At 59.4% G+C, this 17,178-nt stretch carries 17 protein-coding genes; 7 read left to right on the forward strand and 10 right to left on the reverse strand.

The window, feature by feature from the left end; translation table 11 throughout:
• The first annotated feature begins 5 nt into the window (after positions 1 to 5).
• Positions 6 to 1,145: a pectate lyase gene (locus RGM3321_RS17995; protein ID WP_244394193.1), complete on the forward strand. Its 1,140-nt coding sequence runs from the start codon at positions 6 to 8 to the stop codon at positions 1,143 to 1,145.
• A 102-nt stretch (positions 1,146 to 1,247) separates the two neighbouring features.
• On the opposite strand, the gene gspF is transcribed toward RGM3321_RS17995, so the two are convergent.
• From gspF to gspG, 7 genes are read right to left on the reverse strand one after another with little or no spacing between them, the layout of a single operon-like run.
• Entirely contained in the window at positions 1,248 to 2,459 is a 1,212-nt protein-coding gene (gspF, locus tag RGM3321_RS18000) for a type II secretion system inner membrane protein GspF (protein WP_244394194.1), read from the reverse strand.
• The gene (gene gspE, locus RGM3321_RS18005; protein ID WP_244394195.1) at positions 2,459 to 3,877 is read right to left on the reverse strand and encodes a type II secretion system ATPase GspE; all 1,419 of its coding nucleotides are present in this window, start codon (positions 3,875 to 3,877) and stop codon (positions 2,459 to 2,461) included. Before gspE ends, gspF begins: the two co-directional genes overlap by 1 nt.
• Complete coding sequence (gene gspD / locus RGM3321_RS18010; protein ID WP_244394197.1) at positions 3,874 to 6,210, reverse strand: type II secretion system secretin GspD; 2,337 nt, start codon at positions 6,208 to 6,210, stop codon at positions 3,874 to 3,876. Before gspD ends, gspE begins: the two co-directional genes overlap by 4 nt.
• Positions 6,210 to 6,770, reverse strand: a complete 561-nt coding sequence (gspM, locus tag RGM3321_RS18015) for a type II secretion system protein GspM (RefSeq protein ID WP_244394199.1) — start codon at positions 6,768 to 6,770, stop codon at positions 6,210 to 6,212. The genes gspD and gspM overlap by 1 nt, the downstream gene beginning before the upstream one ends.
• Positions 6,763 to 7,935, reverse strand: a complete 1,173-nt coding sequence (gene gspL, locus RGM3321_RS18020) for a type II secretion system protein GspL (RefSeq protein ID WP_244394201.1) — start codon at positions 7,933 to 7,935, stop codon at positions 6,763 to 6,765. Before gspL ends, gspM begins: the two co-directional genes overlap by 8 nt.
• A complete protein-coding gene (gspK, locus tag RGM3321_RS18025) occupies positions 7,932 to 8,927 on the reverse strand; it encodes a type II secretion system minor pseudopilin GspK (RefSeq protein WP_244394202.1) in 996 nt (331 codons plus the stop codon). The genes gspL and gspK overlap by 4 nt, the downstream gene beginning before the upstream one ends.
• Positions 8,915 to 9,364, reverse strand: a complete 450-nt coding sequence (gspG, locus tag RGM3321_RS18030) for a type II secretion system major pseudopilin GspG (protein ID WP_244394203.1) — start codon at positions 9,362 to 9,364, stop codon at positions 8,915 to 8,917. Before gspG ends, gspK begins: the two co-directional genes overlap by 13 nt.
• Before the next feature lie 168 nt (positions 9,365 to 9,532).
• On the opposite strand from gspG, the gene gspI reads away from it, so the two are divergent.
• Entirely contained in the window at positions 9,533 to 9,925 is a 393-nt protein-coding gene (gene gspI, locus RGM3321_RS18035; protein ID WP_244394204.1) for a type II secretion system minor pseudopilin GspI, read from the forward strand.
• Between the two features lie 5 nt (positions 9,926 to 9,930).
• On the opposite strand, the gene RGM3321_RS18040 is transcribed toward gspI, so the two are convergent.
• A complete protein-coding gene (locus RGM3321_RS18040; RefSeq protein ID WP_244394205.1) occupies positions 9,931 to 10,365 on the reverse strand; it encodes a general secretion pathway protein GspC in 435 nt (144 codons plus the stop codon).
• A 104-nt stretch (positions 10,366 to 10,469) separates the two neighbouring features.
• Here RGM3321_RS18040 and RGM3321_RS18045 point away from each other — a divergent pair, with 104 nt between their 5' ends.
• Positions 10,470 to 10,931, forward strand: coding sequence for a prepilin-type N-terminal cleavage/methylation domain-containing protein (locus tag RGM3321_RS18045; RefSeq protein WP_244394207.1), 462 nt, complete (start codon positions 10,470 to 10,472; stop codon positions 10,929 to 10,931).
• Positions 10,928 to 11,539 (forward strand): prepilin-type N-terminal cleavage/methylation domain-containing protein, encoded by a 612-nt coding sequence (locus tag RGM3321_RS18050; protein WP_244394214.1) that lies wholly within the window; start codon positions 10,928 to 10,930, stop codon positions 11,537 to 11,539. Before RGM3321_RS18045 ends, RGM3321_RS18050 begins: the two co-directional genes overlap by 4 nt.
• Before the next feature lie 68 nt (positions 11,540 to 11,607).
• Here RGM3321_RS18050 and RGM3321_RS18055 read toward each other — a convergent pair whose 3' ends face one another.
• Positions 11,608 to 12,252, reverse strand: coding sequence for a glutathione S-transferase (locus RGM3321_RS18055; RefSeq protein WP_244394215.1), 645 nt, complete (start codon positions 12,250 to 12,252; stop codon positions 11,608 to 11,610).
• A gap of 42 nt (positions 12,253 to 12,294) precedes the next feature.
• Positions 12,295 to 13,191, reverse strand: a complete 897-nt coding sequence (locus RGM3321_RS18060) for a LysR family transcriptional regulator (protein WP_244394217.1) — start codon at positions 13,189 to 13,191, stop codon at positions 12,295 to 12,297.
• Between the two features lie 158 nt (positions 13,192 to 13,349).
• On the opposite strand from RGM3321_RS18060, the gene RGM3321_RS18065 reads away from it, so the two are divergent.
• From RGM3321_RS18065 to RGM3321_RS18075, 3 genes are all read left to right on the forward strand, one after another.
• Positions 13,350 to 14,915, forward strand: coding sequence for an MFS transporter (locus RGM3321_RS18065; RefSeq protein WP_244394219.1), 1,566 nt, complete (start codon positions 13,350 to 13,352; stop codon positions 14,913 to 14,915).
• 11 nt (positions 14,916 to 14,926) lie between these two features.
• Complete coding sequence (locus tag RGM3321_RS18070; RefSeq protein WP_244394254.1) at positions 14,927 to 15,889, forward strand: LLM class oxidoreductase; 963 nt, start codon at positions 14,927 to 14,929, stop codon at positions 15,887 to 15,889.
• Positions 15,890 to 15,970: 81 nt separating this feature from the next.
• The gene (locus tag RGM3321_RS18075; protein ID WP_244394220.1) at positions 15,971 to 17,149 is read left to right on the forward strand and encodes an LLM class flavin-dependent oxidoreductase; all 1,179 of its coding nucleotides are present in this window, start codon (positions 15,971 to 15,973) and stop codon (positions 17,147 to 17,149) included.
• Positions 17,150 to 17,178: the final 29 nt, after the last annotated feature.

A 17,178-nucleotide genomic window follows, 5' to 3' on the forward strand; every position in this document is an offset into this window, starting at 1 on the left:
ATTATATGTTGAAGCCTCATGGTTTTACGCCACTCGCATTGACGGGCGGCATTCTTGTATCGCTATTGTCTGTCAGCCTGTCTGCCCACGCCGATATCGCCACCGATGTTGCCACTACCGGCTGGGCGACGCAGAACGGTGGCACCAAGGGTGGTTCAAGGGCAGCAGCGAATAACATTTATACGGTGAAAAACGCCGCCGAGCTGAAAGCAGCGCTGGCTGCGTCGGCAGGCAGCAATGGCCGGATCATCAAGGTGACGGGGCTTATTGATGTCAGCGAGGGCAAGCCTTACACCAAAACCTCTGATATGAAGCAGCGCGCCCGCCTGGACATCCCCGGCAAAACCACGATTGTCGGCACCTCCAGCAGTGCCGAGATAAGGGAAGGGTTTTTCTACGCCAAGGAAAACGACGTCATCATTCGCAACCTGACCATTGAAAACCCCTGGGACCCGGAACCGGTCTGGGACCCGGAAGATGGCAGCGCTGGCAACTGGAACTCGGAGTACGACGGTCTGACCGTCGAAGGTGCCAGTAATGTATGGATCGATCATGTGACGTTTACCGACGGCCGTCGTACCGATGATCAGAACGGCACGGCCAATGGTCGTCCAAAACAACACCATGATGGCGCACTGGACGTCAAGAACGGCGCCAACTACGTCACCATCTCGTACTCCGTGTTCCGAAATCACGAAAAGAATAACCTGATCGGTTCAAGTGACAGTAAAACAACCGATGACGGCAAACTGAAGGTGACCATTCATAACTCGTTGTTCGAGAATATTTCCTCTCGCGGGCCGCGAGTACGGTTTGGTCAGGTTCATCTTTACAACAACTATCACACTGGAAGTACCAGCCATAAGGTCTACCCGTTTGTGTATGCCCAGGGCGTCGGTAAAGGTTCGAAAATCTTCTCTGAGCGCAATGTGCTCGATATCAGCGGCATCAGTGGTTGCAGCAAGGTGGCGGCTGACTATGGCGGCAGTGTCTACCGTGATAGCGGGTCGCTGGTAAACGGCAGTGTCATCAGCTGCTCCTGGAGCACCAGTATTGGCTGGACGCCTCCGTACAGCTACACCCCTCTGGCGGCTGACAAGGTTGCGGCCGATGTCAAGGCCAAGGCCGGCGCTGGCAAAATCTGATACGCCGGTTGTACAGGACGATAAAAGACCCTCTCGATGAGGGTCTTTTATCGAGCAGGTTATCGCCGGACGAAGAGACAGCTTTCGTCAGGATCGAGACCCTCAATTGACCAGTTGATTGATCTCTATGATCGGCAGCATCACAGCCATCACGATCACCAGTACTACGCCGCCCATGATTACGATCATCAAAGGTTCGAGCAGCGCAGTCATGCCCAGCGCGCGGCGCTCGATATCGCGGGAAAGGGTCTGCGCGGCACGCTCAAGCATGGGCGGTAAAGCCCCGGTTTTTTCGCCGCTGGCAATCAGGTGAATCAGCAGCGGCGGAAAGACCTTTTCCATCCGCAGCGCCACCGCCAGGTTGACGCCTTCACGGACCCTGGACGTGGCTTCACTCACCGCCAGACTGAGGCGATCGTTGGACAAGGTCTGACGCGCTGCGTCCAGCGCCCGCAGCAAGGGCACACCGGCTGCACCGAGAATCGCCAGGGTCGATGCAAAGCGCGCGGTGTTCAGTCCTAGCACGAATCGACCGATCAAGGGCAAGCGCAGGATCTGGCTATGCCATCTCAGGCGTGTAGCCGGGTTGCGCAGGCAGATTCGCCAGCCCCACAACGCCGCCAGCAATACGCCCAGACAGACTAAGCCCCAGGCACGGATGAAATCACTGGCGGCCAGCATGGCCAGTGTCAGCCTGGGCAGGTCCTGACGCGCCTGAGAAAACGCACTGACTATCTGGGGCACTACGTAGCTCAGAAGAAAAATAACGATGGCAATCGAGACCAGCCCCACTACGCCGGGGTAGATGAACGCCGTGAGAATCTTGCCTCTCAGGCCGTTGCGCTCTTCTATGTAATCGGCCAGCCGCTCCATGACCCGGGCCAGATCGCCAGACTCCTCCCCAGCCCCGATCAAGGCCCGGTAAATGTCCGGAAAGTCTCTGGGGCGGGCGGCCAGCGCTTCGGCCAGACGCATGCCAGTGCGAACATCAGTGCGTATCGCGCTCAGGGTCTGAATAATGTGTTGGCGTTCGGCCTGCTCGACCGTGGCACCCAATGCTTCATCCAGCGGCAGCCCGGCACTCAGCAGGCTTGCCAGTTGCCGGGTCACCGAGGCAAAGTCAGCGTCCGATAGGCGCGCACTGAACAGCCCCACTGCCCCATGACTGCTGGCCTGGCTATCGATCTTTACCTGCAATGCAGTCAGCCCCCGCTGGCGCAGATCAGCTATGACCGCGTCCTGACTGTCAGCGTCCAGATGGCCGGATTCGATCCTGCCCTGCGCATCGGCAGCTTCATAGTGATAGCGGCTCATCAAGCGTCCCGTGTCACACGAATGATTTCTTCCGGAGCAGTGGTGCCATCGCAAACCCAGCGCTGGCCATCCTCGCGCATGCTGACCATGCCGGCATTGCGCGCCGCAGCCCTCAGTGCCTGCATGTCGGCCCCTCGATGGATCAGACTGCGCACCTCATCGTCAATGCAGAACAGCTCATGAATGCCGGTGCGGCCGCTGTAACCGATACCGCTACAGCGCTCACACCCCTGCGGGCGCCAGCAGCCTGACGCAGTCGGGTCGGGTTGTCTGCACTGCGGGCACAAACGGCGTACCAGGCGCTGCGCCAGGACGCCAAGCAAAGAAGACGCGAGGAGAAAGGGTTCGACGCCCATGTCGACAAGCCGGTTGATCGCCGATACCGAGTCATTGGTGTGCAGGGTGGCCAGCACCAAATGCCCGGTCAGTGACGCCTGCACCGCGATCTGGGCGGTTTCCAGGTCACGGATTTCGCCGATCATGATGATGTCCGGGTCTTGACGCAGAATGGCGCGCAATGCCAGAGCGAACGTCATGTCGATTTTACTGTTGACCTGAATCTGACTGATACCCGGCAGGTCGTATTCCACCGGGTCCTCCACGGTCAGGATATTGCTGGTGCTGGCATCCAGCCTTGCCAATGCGGCATAGAGACTGGTGGTCTTGCCACTGCCGGTGGGCCCTGTGACCAGCACAATGCCATGGGGCTGGCGTATCAGGTTGTCGAGTCTGGCCAGCACATCAGGGGCCATGCCCAGGGTTTCGAGGCGCAGACGACCGGCTTGCTTGTCGAGCAGGCGCATTACCACCCTTTCACCGTGGCCGGTAGGCACGGTCGAGACGCGAATGTCGATGGGCCGGCCGGCCACCCGCAAGGCGATTCGACCATCCTGAGGCAAGCGCTTTTCGGCAATATCCAGCTGGGCCATGATCTTGATCCGTGACACCAGCGAGCCATGTAACGCCTTGCGCGGCGATACCACATCACGCAGGCTGCCATCGACCCGATAGCGCACCACCGAATGGCTTTCGTAGGGTTCGATATGAATATCGCTGGCCTCGTCGCGAGCTGCCTGGGTCAGTAATGCATTGATCATACGGATTACCGGAGCACCGTCCTGAGCGTCCAGCAGGTCGGTGATTTCCGGAATATCCTGCATCAGCCGATTCAGGTCAGCTTCGTTTTCTGCTGCGCCCACTACCGCCGCCGCGCTGCCGGTGTCGGCGTAGGCTGCGGCCAGAAGCCGCTCCAGTTGATGCGTGCCGACCTGTTCCAGACGCGCCGGACCGAACTGCCGTCGGGCCTCATTGATTGCCCAGCCGGGAGTAGCGTCGCAAACGATCAGCAGCGCGCCCTCGTCAGTTTCACGCAAGAGAATGCGTTGCGCCCTGGCCCAGGCATAAGGCAACGCACTCATGGCACAGGCACTGCGCGAATGACCGCCCGCGGCATCTGACCGGCAGCAGGCTGCTGGTCAGGAATTGCCTTTGCCGCAGGGGGCAACTGCGGCGCCTGCATGTCCGGCAGCATCCAGTTACGCTCGGGGCGCAAATTACCCTGTGCGCGGCGCATGAAGTCGTAACGGTTCAACGTGATGTTGCGCCCTGTGCCACTGTCACGAATGATGTAGGGACGCAGGAATACCATCAGATTGGTTTTGCTGGTCGAACGCGCTTCGTTTCGAAACAGTACGCCGAGAAACGGAATCCTCGACAGCCAGGGCACCGCTTCATTGCTCTGGTTGTAACCGTCCTGAAGCAGGCCGCCCAACACCATGATCTGCCCATCGTCCAGCAGGATGCTGGTATCGATGGCGCGCTTGTTGGTGACGGTGCCCGACGCCAGTGAGGCGCGCTGATCGACGTTGCTGACTTCCTGATAGATGTCCAGCTTGACCGTACCGCCTTCGGAAATCTGCGGCCTGACATTCAGTTTCAAGCCGACTTCTTCGCGCTGAACCGTCTGGAACGGATTGTTGCTGGTGCCGCCACCGCCCGTTACATAACTGCCGGTGACAAACGGGATGGTCTGGCCGACGAAGATACTGGCCGCCTCGTTGTCCAGCGTCAGCAGGTTGGGCGTGGACAGCACATTACTGCCACCCTTGCTCTTCAGGGCGCGCGCGAGCACTTTCAGATCCAGCACTTCGCCGATGCCCGGAATGGTCACCGCACCCCTCACCACGCCGACATTCAAGCCAGGGGGAAGTACGTCGATGCTGGTGCTGCCACTGGTATTGAAACCGCTGCCGCCGAAGTTCACTCCGCCAAAGCCGCCGCTGCCAGTCAGGTTGCCGGTCTGCCACTGCACGCCGAACTGGTTCGCATCGTCCTCGCTGACCTCGACAATCAGGCTTTCGATCACCACTTGAGCACGGCGCTGATCCAGTTGATCGATGACTTCACGCAAGTTGCGATACAGCGGCTCCGGAGCGGAAATCAACAGGGTGTTGGTGGTCGCATCAGCCTGGATGGTCACCCCGGCTGCACTGAACGCGGTGTTCTGTTCGGCTTGCTGACTAGCCGCTGTGGCAACCGAAGGCGACGCGCTACTCTGGCCATAACCGCTGCCGGCCGCAGCACCGGAGGCCGTGCCTGCGCCGCTGCTGCCTTGCGCATCGTTCTTGTTACCGGTGCTGCCCATGCCGCTGAGCATCGCCCGGGTGGTATCACTGGCACCGCTGTCACTTTCACCGGTCAGCAAGCCCCGCAAGGCCTGGGCCAGCTTTCCCGCCTGGGCATTGCGCAGGTACACAACATGCAGATTGCTGGGGTTGCTCTGAGCGTTGTCCAGCTTGTAGATCAGGTTACGCGCCAGCTCGGTACGCTCCGGGCTGCCGGCGCGGATAATGATGGCGTTGGAGCGGGGGTCGCCAATCACGCTGATCTTCTGGGTCGCGTCGCCGCCCTGGGTATCCAGTAATTCGCTGACCATGCTGGCGATATCTACCGCGATACCGTTGTGCACAGTCACCACGTCGGTATCGATGGCACTGGGCGTGTCGATACCGTCGATGATCTGCGCCACTCGCGTCAGGTTATCGGCGTAGTCGGTGACGACAATGGTGTTATTGCCGGGGTAGGCGTTGATCGGGTTGTTCGGCGAAACGATAGGCCGCAGCACCGGAATCAGATTGACCGCATTTTCGTACTGCAAACGAAACGTACGGGTCAGCATGCCGTTCCCGGAAGGTTTGTCGGCACTATAGACAGGACCGCCAAGCAGTCTGGCATCGGCTTCAGGCACGACGTGAGCCACGCCGCCGACATCCACCACACTGAAACCCTGCATGCGCAATGCTGCCAGGAGCATTTCATAAGCCTGAAAGGCCGGCACCGGCCCTTCGCTGACCAGCGTCAGTGTGCCCGTGACTTTTGGGTCCAGCAAAAACTGCTGGCCTGTGGAACGTGAAAGCGCCCGCACGACCGATTGAATATCGGCCTCGACAAAATTCAGCTGTATGGGCTGATCACCCAGCGCACCGTGCGCAGCCCCTGTCCTGCGGGTTGGCGTATGGCCGCGAGCGGTGTTCCACAACGTGTGTTTCTGTCCCGACACGACGCTCGGTTGCGCACGCTGGCGATCATGTGCATCGCTGACGGGTAAGGTTCTGGCCAGCGGTTGACCCAGCTCGCTCTCTACCAGCTCAGGCGGCGCGGGCGATGTGGTGCTGCAAGCGCTCAGCGCCAGCAGGAAAAACGGCGCGACCCTGCGACAGGGCAACGTGTAGGTAAAGGGATACCACTTCATTAAGCTTCCTTTGCGCTCGGCGCCTGATCCATGCGAACAACCCCGGACAGATGACCTGTCAGGTCCTGAGCGTCTTCGCCTGCACGTTGCAGGCTGGCGTCCTTGATGTGTAACGAAAACAATTGCGGCTGCTCCAGCAGCCAGCCGATCACTGCGTCGGCTGGCGCGTGATCGAACGCCAGTTGCCAACTGCGCTCAGCCTCGTCACCGCCCTGCTTAAGCTGGCAATAAGCCCATAACCCGAAGGCTTCAAGGCTGCGCTGTAAGGCTGGCTGCAGATCCTGCGAGCCTGTTCGGCGCTGCGGCACGCTCACCTGCTTGAGCAGCGTTTCGAGCGTCTCGGCCTGGGCGCTCAACACAGGGTTTTGCACCTGCCAATACGTGATTTTCTTCAGTGCAGGCTGAACCATCAGTAGCCACGTCACCAGGCAGCACAACACCAGCGCGCCTATCAACAGTAGACGCGTCTCCCTGATCGACAGGCCGACCCTGACAACACGCACACGCCCGCTCAGTCGCCGCCAGCGGTCGGCGTATGGCTGCCAAACTCGGCTATTCAACGTCGCTCTCCGGCGTAGCGCCGGGCGCATCGGCCGCTGGATCAGGCATCTGGCTCAGGTTCCAGGTGAGATGATCGCGACTGGCTGCCAGTCCCACCTGCGCCAGCGAACGCTGCAACGTATCGTCAACAGCAGGCTGGGCGTTATCGGGCAACAGTTGCAGTTGCAGGCGGCCATCCGAGTAGGTCAGGCGCTGCACGCTGCCAGCCAGGAACGGCAGCGCTTCAGCGGCGTTTTTTACCAGGTGTTCGAATCCGCTGTCGGTGCCGGTGGCTGAACCGCTGTCGAGTGCCGCCACCTGCTGCCGGACCTGCTGCAGAGGATTGAGAATGACCGGCAACTGAGGAAAGGCCTGACTGACCCGCTGCACCATACCGGCCTTGAGTTGCTGTCCTCGGGCAGCTTCGCGAGCGGCGTACAGATTCAAGCCCAGCGCCCACACCCCGACAGCCAACCCGCAACAGACCCATGCGGCGGTCCAGCCCGATGTTTTGACTTTCGCCGCCCCCATTCCAGCATGCAGGCTCCAGCCGGGTGACGGCCCGCCCAAGAGCAGGCCAGCCGATGTTTCCGGGCTTGCTGTGCCCTCGTCGTCCAGCCGGTGCAACTCGCTGCCGTTGGCCAGGTGCGCATCAGGGGTCTCGGTCAGATGCGGGTGCACGCTGCCTTGACCGGCACTGTGACGCAGCAGCCAGTGCTCATCACGCAGCAAGACACTGACTTGACCCGGTGCAGGCACAGGCAGGCCATAGGGCGCAGGGTAAAGGCCGCGCAACGACAGACGCGACTGACTCAGCAATCGGCTCAGATGTTCCAGCGCAGTTACGGGTAACCAGCCCAGATAAACGGCCCCGTCGGCATAGCGCGGGCTACTTGCGATGTGCATCAGCTCACTGCCGCCCAGTATCAGTCCCTGGGCGGCTAACAGTGCAGCGCTTCTGACCCGCGACGCAGACAGCGGCGGCGTCTCGATCCGGGCCAGCAGACTGTCCAGCGGATGCAGAAACGCTTCCACCGGCTGCAGTGCGCCGCCCTGCTTCAAGTCCAGCAAACTGCTCAGGCCGCTTTCAACAACCTTCCCTTGGCTGTCCAGCCGGGCGAATAGCAGTGACGTCTCCGGGTTCAGTTGTTCCAGAGCAGGCAGGGCGATCCGCAACCGGCTCATACGCCGATCCGCGACCAGACAACATGAGGCACGCTGTGATCGCGCCGATACAGCAATGCCTCCATGCTGACCTGACGTCCGTCTCTACGTGCTTTGCCACGGAACACAAACCACTCGCTTACTACATCGATTTCAAGCGCGTCAGCCGCCTGGGTCGGCACCTGCATGCGAGCGATGATTTCCAGACGGTAGGCAAACCACTGTCCCCTGTCGCGCTCGGCCACCACCATTTGCGCACTGGGCAATGACAAACCGGGCACCACCGCTGCCAGTACCTCCGCACTCGCCGTATTGCTGTTGACCCAGGTATTGACTGGCAGAATGCACACGTGGCGTTTCAGCCGCTCCAGTACCTGATCGCTCAAACCATGCATCCCTTGCAGATCATCCAGACTGCGCAGTGTCACCAATGATGCAGGGATGGGCTTGTGCATCGCCGAAGAACTATCCCGCCCACTCGCGAACGTGCCGCTGACCGCGCCTGTTACCGAAGTCGAAAAACGTGTGTATGAACCAAGCACCCGCTGGCTGATGCTCTGGCAGAGAACATCACTGATGGAAATCATCTGACACAAGCGTTCGAAACTGCGCAGTTGACCGATTTCCAGTTGGCCATTGCGCAGCAGGTTGCGCAGGTTGAATTTGCCCTGCTGGTCTTCCAGCCGTGCGTAAAAATCTTCTTCAGGTTGATCGGATGGACTCTGGCCGATGGGCTGCGCCCACGCCTGACCGGGATGAGTCGCCCGGCTCTTGCGAAGTGAATCCCACAACAGCATGCGGCTTGCCTCCAGCCCGGCCATCAGCGCCGCGCTGTTCTGGATACGCGACTGCTCGGCTTCTACCGTGCGAATCATGACGCTCTGACGGGTCAGCATACCGGCAGCGATGACCGCGACAAGCGCGACGGTCAGCAGGGCACCGATAATTGCCGAGCCGCCTTGCCTGATTGCGCTTGACGGGTAAGTGCTCAGCGGCATGTTCAAAGCTGCCAAGAGCCAATATCGGCATTGACACCCTCGCCATCGGGCTGACCGTCGGCCCCCAGAGAAAAAAGATCCACCTCCCCATTAACGCCGGGGTTCAGATAATGATAGGGGTGCCCCCAAGGGTCGTTGGGTAGCCGCTCGATATAGGCGCGCCAGTTGTTTTTGTTGACGTTGGCCGGCCGCTCGACCAGAGCTTTCAGGCTCTGAGCCTGATTGGGGTAAGTGCCGTGGTCGAGGCGATAGAGCTTGAGCGCCTGCATCAGCCCGGCGATATCCTGCCGGGCAGCAGCAGCCCGCGCCTGGTCCGGACGGTCAAGAACCCTGGGCACCACAACGGCGGCCAGAATGCCGAGAATAACCACTACCACCATGATTTCGATCAGGGTAAAGCCGTCCTGGCCGCGACGGCCTCCAGACCGAGGCTTGACGCGTGCGACATCCATATCCATATCCTTGATGATCCTCATCTGCCTCGCAGTGTAGACGCCGCAGCAGCGTGGCACGATAAATCTGCTCAACCCTTATGGTGAGCCATTCATGAACGATCAGATGCTGGGCCGATGCTATCGTTATTGCCTGTATCGAGCAGGAGGATTTGCCAGGAGGCGCCCATGCTGCAACCGCACCAGGAGAACGGCTTCACCCTGATCGAAGTGTTGGTCGCGTTGTTGATCATCGCTGTGGCAATGGCGGCGGCCGCACGTCTGAGCGGGGTAATGACCTTCAACAACGGCGTGTTGCGCGACCGCGCCATTGCGCTGCTGGAGGCGCAGAACCAACTGGCCGAATTACGCATGATGGCAAGGCTCAGGCCTGGTTTCACAGCCCGCAACTGCGATCAGGGCAGGCTCTCGCTGACCTGTGAACAGACGCTCAAAGCCAGTGCAGACGGAATGTTGATGCGGGTCAATCTGCGAGTATTACAGCGGGACAATAAAGCGCCGCCACTGGCCCGCCTCGATACCGTTATCGCCATCCCACGCCCGCCGAAAGAGTCTCCATGAGCGTTTCAACGACGCAGCAGGCTGGGCAACTCCGGCAGGCCCGCCAGGCTGGTGACCTTGAATCGTGTGCGCTCGGTGCCCTGCTCGATCACGACTCCATCACTCTCGATAGCCACCAGCCGTACATCCCTGGCGAGCAACTCGCCCGCCAGATAGCTACGCGGAGTTCTATCGTTGACAGTGAGAATCGCCACTGCGCCTTTGCTCCCGGCCATGACCCCGGTGACCTTTATCCGGACCTGAAGCGGCTGGTTGGCGAACCACTGTCGGGCAGGACTACCGACATCGGCAGCGGGAGCAGCGCTTTCCGGCAAGGGTACACGTACAGGCTCGGGAGCAAGCAGCAACGACGACCAGAGCGCGATACCCGCCAGTGCTGCAATCAAGGCCGTCGATTGCACCAGGCGCGGCGCTGATAATGGATGAAACGAAAATGCCATGACTGAACCTCCTGTTCGTCTGCCGGGGCAGTCTACATCACTGCATCAGAATGCCTGGCACCCGCGTTGATCCGTATGCAAGCGTCATCAGGGAGCCACCGATCATGAGTATGGACACACAACGGGGTTTTACCCTGATCGAGTTGATGGTGGTTCTGGTCATCATTGGCATCGTCAGCGTAACGGTGAGCATGAGCATCAAACCCGATCCTGCCGCTTTGCTGCGCAAGGACGCTGAACGCCTCGCACATATGCTTCACATTGCACAGATCGAGGCCAGGGTCGACGGTCGGCCAATCACCTTGCTGGTCGATGGCAAAGGCTTTGGTTTCGCACGACGTGCCGAGCACGGCGTGGGCTACGACCGCTTCATGAACGACCCGCAGCTGCGTTTCAGAGCCTGGGAAACACCCTCCATACGCATCATTGTAGACCCGGCGCAGCGAGTGGTGTCAGGTCCCGAATGGATCGTCGCACCGCTGCGCATTCAGCTCTCTGACGGTGAACGATCCTTGAGCCTGCAGCGTAGCGCGCTGGGTCAACTGCAGGTGGTCAGCCCTCCATGAAGGCAAGGCAAAGCGGCTTCACATTACTGGAAGTAATGGTGGCTATCCTGCTGATGACCATCGTCAGCCTCATTGCCTGGCGTGGGCTGGAGAGCATGACTCGCACCGATATCCAGTTACGCGAAAGCACCGGGCACACCGAGTCCGTACTGCGAGCGCTGAACCAACTGGAGCGCGACGTGGCCATGCGTGCTGGGGTCGAGCTGCAAAAACCGCTGCCTGGCGAAGAACCGGATCAGCAGGCAAAAACGTTGATGCCCATCAGTATTCGCAGTGCGGAAAGGAACGGTATGCGCCTTGACGTCATTCGCAGTGCGGCCACGGCTGGGGAAGGACTGCAGCGAATCCGCTGGTGGCTAAAAGACAACACTCTGTATCGCGCAGCCGCAGACAGCAGCAACCGCTACCCCCTACCCGCTCCCGACGAAGGAATAGCGGTGCTCGATCAGGTCGTCGAGGCAAAAATAAGGGTCTGGAGAAATGTCGGAGGCTGGCAACCGCTCGACAGTCACAAGGAAGACAATCCCGACGGGCTGGAAATCGTGTTCACGCTACAAACCCGTAATGGCGACGAGCGCTATCGAAAGGTGCTGGGGCCGCTGAATTAGCGGGTATTTCTTACAGCCGACTAAGAGACGATGGTTGAGTCCATTCTGGCGTCACGTCTTCAATTTAATCACGCCTCCAGACCTCTCAAGCCCCAATGACGCCTTATCACCGCGCTGACCACCGGCTGAGCGTCGACCTGCAACAGCAGCGCATGAAAGTCAGGCCGGGTGGTATGCAGATGCTCGCGCGCACCGCCCCATCTGGTCACGATACTGGCCAGAATCTCCACTGCACCGGGATCATCACAACGCCAGAAGCCTGCGTTAGCGAACAGATCCGCGAATGTCTCCCAGTTTTCATGCAACCGCACGCGGGTGCCGGTTTCGAGTAGCGCATCCAGCGTTTCGTCGGACCCCGACAGCCAGCGCTGCGGGTAATCGATAATCCCGATCGGGGCGTAGCAGTTGGCGGCGATGTAGACCAGCGCGCGAAGGGCTTGAGCGCGCAGGGCAGGCTTGCTGGGCAGCAGCCCGGATTCGGGATGCTCAAGTCCGAGATGAATCAGAATTGCAGCGCTTTCGGTGAGCACCGTGCCATCGGCCAGGACCAGTGTGGGCACCTGCAGCAATGGGTTGACCCGCCGCAATGCTTCCTTGCCTGGCCCCTCCTCCCACGCGCAGGCCCTGAACAAGGTAAAAGGAACCGAGCAGCGCCAGAGCGCTATCTCGATGGCTGCGGACCCCGAACCCTCTGTGCCAAAAAGCGTGTACATGCCAATGCTCCTCGTCAGGTGCTACATGCTCGGTCCGCGCAGTTACACAGACGCAGGAGCAAACAAATGGGCGTGCATAAAGTCGATGAATACCCGCAGGCGCAGGGAAAGATGCTTGCTCGATGGCCAGAGCAACCTGAAACTTCCGGTGTGCAACGTGTAGTCGGTCAGTATTGGCACCAACTCGCCACTGCGAATGGCCGATGAAATCATGAAGTCCGGCAGGCAGGCAATTCCCAACCCCGCCCGCGCAACATCAACAAGAATTTCCGTCGTGTTACACACCATCACCTGGGGCAAATCGAGATCATCGGCACCGGCCTCGCGACGTAGCGGCCAGTGCTCAAATTTGCCCGAAGAGGGAAACTTGTGCAACAGACAGGCGTGCCGACTCAAGTCTGCTGGATGTTGAGGTGTCCCGCGCCGGGCAAAATAGTCCGGCGCGCCGACGATTTTCAATTGAAAGCCACCCATCCGCCTCGACATAAGGCCCGAGTCGCCAGGGTCTCCCGTGCGCAGGACGATATCAAAGCCTTCCTCGATGATATCGACCATGCGGTCGGAAAAATCGATGTCCAGTTCGATATCGGGATAGGTGCGCATGAACTCGATAATGACCGGCATGACCAGGCCGCTGACCAATGGCAGACTGATGCGCAACCGGCCTCTGGGCAGGTCCCTGGCATTGCTCAACTCCATTTCCGCCGTTTCAAGCTCCGACAGAATACGGCGACAGCGCTCCAGAAATATCGAGCCCTCCAGAGTCATGGCAATACTGCGCGTACTGCGATGAAAAAGCCTGACACCCAGGCCCTCTTCCAGACGGCCGATACTCTTGCCTACCCCCGACGATGAAATACCCAGCCGCTTTCCAGCCTGGGTAAAACTCCGTGTTTCCGCGACCAGAACAAACACCGCAATGCTACCGAGCGATTCCAATACCCACTCCTATTAAGGACAGCCGTGTCCTATACCTTCGGAACATAAGCCTGTTTTTGTTTACAGACGCAACCCCTAATCTCCCGACAGGGCAACTGCCCTTGGATAAATGCGTGCAATGCACCGAAAACTGCGCACGCTTCACAGGGAAATTGCACATGACTTCAGCAAGCCAGATTCACGCATCGTCTGCTACCAGACGCTGGGGACAATTGTTTGCCGCCTGCCTGACAGGCATCCTGATTCCGTTGTGCTTCACTGGCCCTGCCGTGGTTCTGCCCTCGATAAACAAGGCGCTGGGCGGATCAGCCGTCGAGCTGACATGGGTTATCAACGCTTACATCCTGACTTACGGCAGCGCCATGATGGCCGCTGGCAGCCTGACGGATATCTACGGCAGGAAACGCGTATGGCTGATCGGACTGGCGATATTCGTGCTGTCCACCTTTGCCATTCCGATGGCCTCATCCGTCGTGCAGATTGATGTACTTCGCCTGATTCAGGGGCTGGGCGGTGCAGCAGCGTTCGCTGGCGCAATGTCATCGCTTGCCCAGACCTTCCATGGCGCTGACCGCACCCGAGTGTTCAGCCTGCTCGGTACGACGTTCGGGATAGGCCTGGCTTTCGGCCCTCTCGCGGCGGGCTCTCTGGTGGACTCGGCTGGCTGGAAATGGTCGTTTCACGCAACGGCTCTTATTGGGGTGGCGGGATTCTTTCTGGTGCTTTCCAGCGCTACAGAATCCAGAGACCCCAATGCCACCGGCATGGATTGGCCGGGCGCTATCAGCTTTACCGCGGCACTGACGCTGTTCACCTACGCAATCCTGCTCGCCCCTGAAGACGGCTGGACCCATCCACTGGTCATGGGCGGCATTTTCGGTTCACTGTTGCTGTTCTGGATATTCATTGCAGTGGAACGGCGCGTGGCCAGACCCATGCTCGATCTGTCGTTATTCAAGAGCGCGCGCTTTGTTGGCGTGCAGATTCTTGCCGCCAGTCCGGCATTTTTCTTTGTCGTGCTGATCATCATGTTGCCAGCACGCTTCATTGGCATCGACGGACTCAGCGCGCTGGAAACCGGGCAGATGATGACCGCACTGGCCGCGCCCCTGCTGATCGTACCGATGCTTGCCGCGCAACTGGCACGTCGTTTTACCTCAGGGCTGCTGTCCGGTATCGGTCTGCTGCTGGTGGCTGTCGGCCTGCTGTGGCTCGCGCTGGCGCTGGACAGCGGAGCAATCAAAACCGCCTTGCTGCCGATGGCCTTGATCGGCATCGGCATCGGTCTGCCCTGGGGGCTGATGGATGGCATGGCGATCAGTGTGGTTGAAAAGGAACGCGCCGGTATGGCTACCGGCATCTTCAATGCCGTGCGCGTTTCTGCCGACGGCATAGCCATTGCGTTCGCAGGCGCACTGCTCGCCACGTTCATTCAGTGGGGCCTGTTCGACGCCCTGACGGGTGTCGCGCCTGATGTTGTGACAGAAGCTGCCAACCGCGCCGCATTGGGCGACCTGCAGAATGCGATCGGTCTTCTGCCCGGCCAGGCAGAGCTGCTGCACCAACAGTACGCCACCGCGTTCCGCAATCTGCTATTCATTCTCAGCGCCGCTACCGTGCTGACGGCAGTGGCAGTCTTTGTCCTGCTCGGTCGCGTGCGCGCTCATGACGAACCGCCACTCGAACCATCCGACACGCTTGATCTGGCGGGAGAGGCCAAGTGAGTCCACATGAAATGACCAGCACACAGCGGCATCCTGCCTTTGCAAAGGTGTTCGCACCGGGCCATCTCACCTTCGGCCTGATTGCGCCGCTGGAAGGCTATCCCGACGCGGCAGCGCCGACCATGAAAAATCACATTGCCCTCGCAAAACAGGCCGACAAAGCCGGTTTTGCAGCACTCTGGCTGAGAGACGTACCGCTTCTCGACCCGGGTTTTGGCGACGCTGGGCAGATATTCGACCCTTTTGTGTATGCAGCACTGCTTGCTGCGGTGACCACGCAAATCTGCATCGGTACAGCCGGCATCGTAATGACGCTGCGCAATCCGCTGATGGTCGCCAAACAGGCTTGCAGCGTGGATGTGTTGCTGGAGGGACGCTTCCTGCTGGGGTTGTCGACGGGCGACCGGCCCAGCGAATACCCTGCATTCGGCGAGAATTTCGACACACGCGCAGAGCGCTTCAGAGAGGGTGTCGAGATGCTGCACGCGGTGACCGAGCACTCTTTTCCGGCTTTCACATCGCGCCACTACGGGAAACTCAATGGCACGCTGGACCTACTGCCAAAACCTTTTTTCGGGCAACTGCCTATGATCGCCATCGGTCGCTGTCAGCAGGACATCAAATGGCTGGCCAACCATATGGACGGCTGGATATGGCATCAGAGTGGCTTCAATACCTTGCCCGACGTGATCAATCATTGGCGCGATGCCAATGAGCAGAAACGGTTCAAGCCCTACGGTTATGCGACGTTCTTTGATCTGGAGGACAACAAGGACGCGCCCATGAAAGTCGGCCGTGGCATCAGTACCGGGCGCAACGCCCTCATCGAGCTGTGGCAGCGTCAACGGGAACAGGGTGTTTCGCATGTTGCGCTGAACCTGAAACCACTGAGACGTCCGGCCACGGAAGTGTTACAGGAGCTGGAAGAGTATGTGCTGCCGTATTTCCCGACCCGACGCAGTGAGCATGCCTGAGCGAGTATTTCGCCTGCACGGCCACTGTCGGCAAAGGATCTAGCAGGGAAGAACGACATAAAACCGACCTGGGAGGTCATCATGCGCACTGAAAAAGCTTATCCGATAAAACCTAACCCTATGCGCAGCAGCCGCAACAAGATACAGCTGGGTGTTTTCTCCACCAATACCGAGGGCGGCTGCACCGTCACCAATGCGCCGGAACGCCTTCGCGGAGACGATTGGGCAGGTAATCTGGAGATCGCCCGGGTGGCCGACGATGCGGGGTTTGAAGCCTTCATACCGGTAGGCCGCTGGAAAGGTTTTGGCGGCACCAACAACACCGGCGGTGTCTGTTTCGAAACCTACACCTGGGCTGCCGGTATTGCCGCCCTGACCAACCAGATTGCCGTGTTCACCACATCGCACCTGCCCACGGTTCACCCGCTGTTCGCAGCCAAGCAGGCGGTGACCATCGATCACATCAGCAGCGGGCGCTTCGGGCTGAACATTCTGTGCGGCTGGTACGGCGCGGAAATGCGCATGTTCAACGGCGAGATGATGGAACACGACAAACGCTACGATTACGCGGAAGAGTGGCTGCACATTGCAAAAAATGCCTGGGAGCAGAAAAATCCGTTCGACTTCAAAGGTGAGTATTTCAACATCTGCGCTGCTATCTCGCAGCCCCAACCCCTCAACAACCCTTATCTGATCAATGCCGGCGGGTCGCCGCGCGGTAAACGGTTTTGTGCCGAGCACTGTGATGCGGCCTTCCTGATCGTCAAACACCTGGACGGTGAAGATGCCGTGCGTCAGCAGATTGCATCCTACAAGGACCTGGCGAGGCAAGAGTTCGGCCGCGATATAAAAATATGGTGTTACGGCTATGTGGTGCAGAAGGACACGCAAGAAAAAGCGGACGAATACCTGGACCATTACGCCAACAAGCTGGGTGACGATGAGGGCTGCGATATCATCACCCGCGAACTGGGCATTCAGACCGGTATTTTCACTCCGGAAGACGCGGTCCGTTTTCGCTTTCATTTCAAGGCAGGATTTGCAGGCGTGCCGCTGGTAGGCACTCCGGAGCAGATCGTGGAACTGTTCAAGAAATACTCTGACTGGGGGATCGATGGCATCGCACTGACATGGCTGGATTACCACGAAGGCATAAAGGATTTCGTCAGAGAAACACTGCCATTGATGGAACAGGCGGGCCTGCGCGAAGCAATCACTGTCGAGACAACCACTCCGAGAGTAGCCGCCGAAGTAGCCTGATGATGAGGACTCCCTGGCGTAGTTAGCCA

The organism is Pseudomonas sp. RGM 3321 (assembly GCF_022836805.1).
GTDB lineage: Bacteria > Pseudomonadota > Gammaproteobacteria > Pseudomonadales > Pseudomonadaceae > Aquipseudomonas.

Coding starts and splice junctions, on each gene's coding strand:
- gspL (WP_244394201.1), bottom strand. CDS start 7,935: ATGAGCCGGTTGCGGATCGCCCTGCCTGCTCTGGAACAACTGAACCCG.
- RGM3321_RS18050 (WP_244394214.1), top strand. CDS start 10,928: ATGAAGGCAAGGCAAAGCGGCTTCACATTACTGGAAGTAATGGTGGCT.
- RGM3321_RS18065 (WP_244394219.1), top strand. CDS start 13,350: ATGACTTCAGCAAGCCAGATTCACGCATCGTCTGCTACCAGACGCTGG.
- RGM3321_RS18040 (WP_244394205.1), bottom strand. CDS start 10,365: ATGGCATTTTCGTTTCATCCATTATCAGCGCCGCGCCTGGTGCAATCG.
- RGM3321_RS17995 (WP_244394193.1), top strand. CDS start 6: ATGTTGAAGCCTCATGGTTTTACGCCACTCGCATTGACGGGCGGCATT.
- RGM3321_RS18045 (WP_244394207.1), top strand. CDS start 10,470: ATGAGTATGGACACACAACGGGGTTTTACCCTGATCGAGTTGATGGTG.
- gspE (WP_244394195.1), bottom strand. CDS start 3,877: ATGAGTGCGTTGCCTTATGCCTGGGCCAGGGCGCAACGCATTCTCTTG.
- RGM3321_RS18055 (WP_244394215.1), bottom strand. CDS start 12,252: ATGTACACGCTTTTTGGCACAGAGGGTTCGGGGTCCGCAGCCATCGAG.
- RGM3321_RS18075 (WP_244394220.1), top strand. CDS start 15,971: ATGCGCACTGAAAAAGCTTATCCGATAAAACCTAACCCTATGCGCAGC.
- gspF (WP_244394194.1), bottom strand. CDS start 2,459: ATGAGCCGCTATCACTATGAAGCTGCCGATGCGCAGGGCAGGATCGAA.
- gspG (WP_244394203.1), bottom strand. CDS start 9,364: ATGGATGTCGCACGCGTCAAGCCTCGGTCTGGAGGCCGTCGCGGCCAG.
- gspD (WP_244394197.1), bottom strand. CDS start 6,210: ATGAAGTGGTATCCCTTTACCTACACGTTGCCCTGTCGCAGGGTCGCG.
- gspI (WP_244394204.1), top strand. CDS start 9,533: ATGCTGCAACCGCACCAGGAGAACGGCTTCACCCTGATCGAAGTGTTG.
- RGM3321_RS18070 (WP_244394254.1), top strand. CDS start 14,927: ATGACCAGCACACAGCGGCATCCTGCCTTTGCAAAGGTGTTCGCACCG.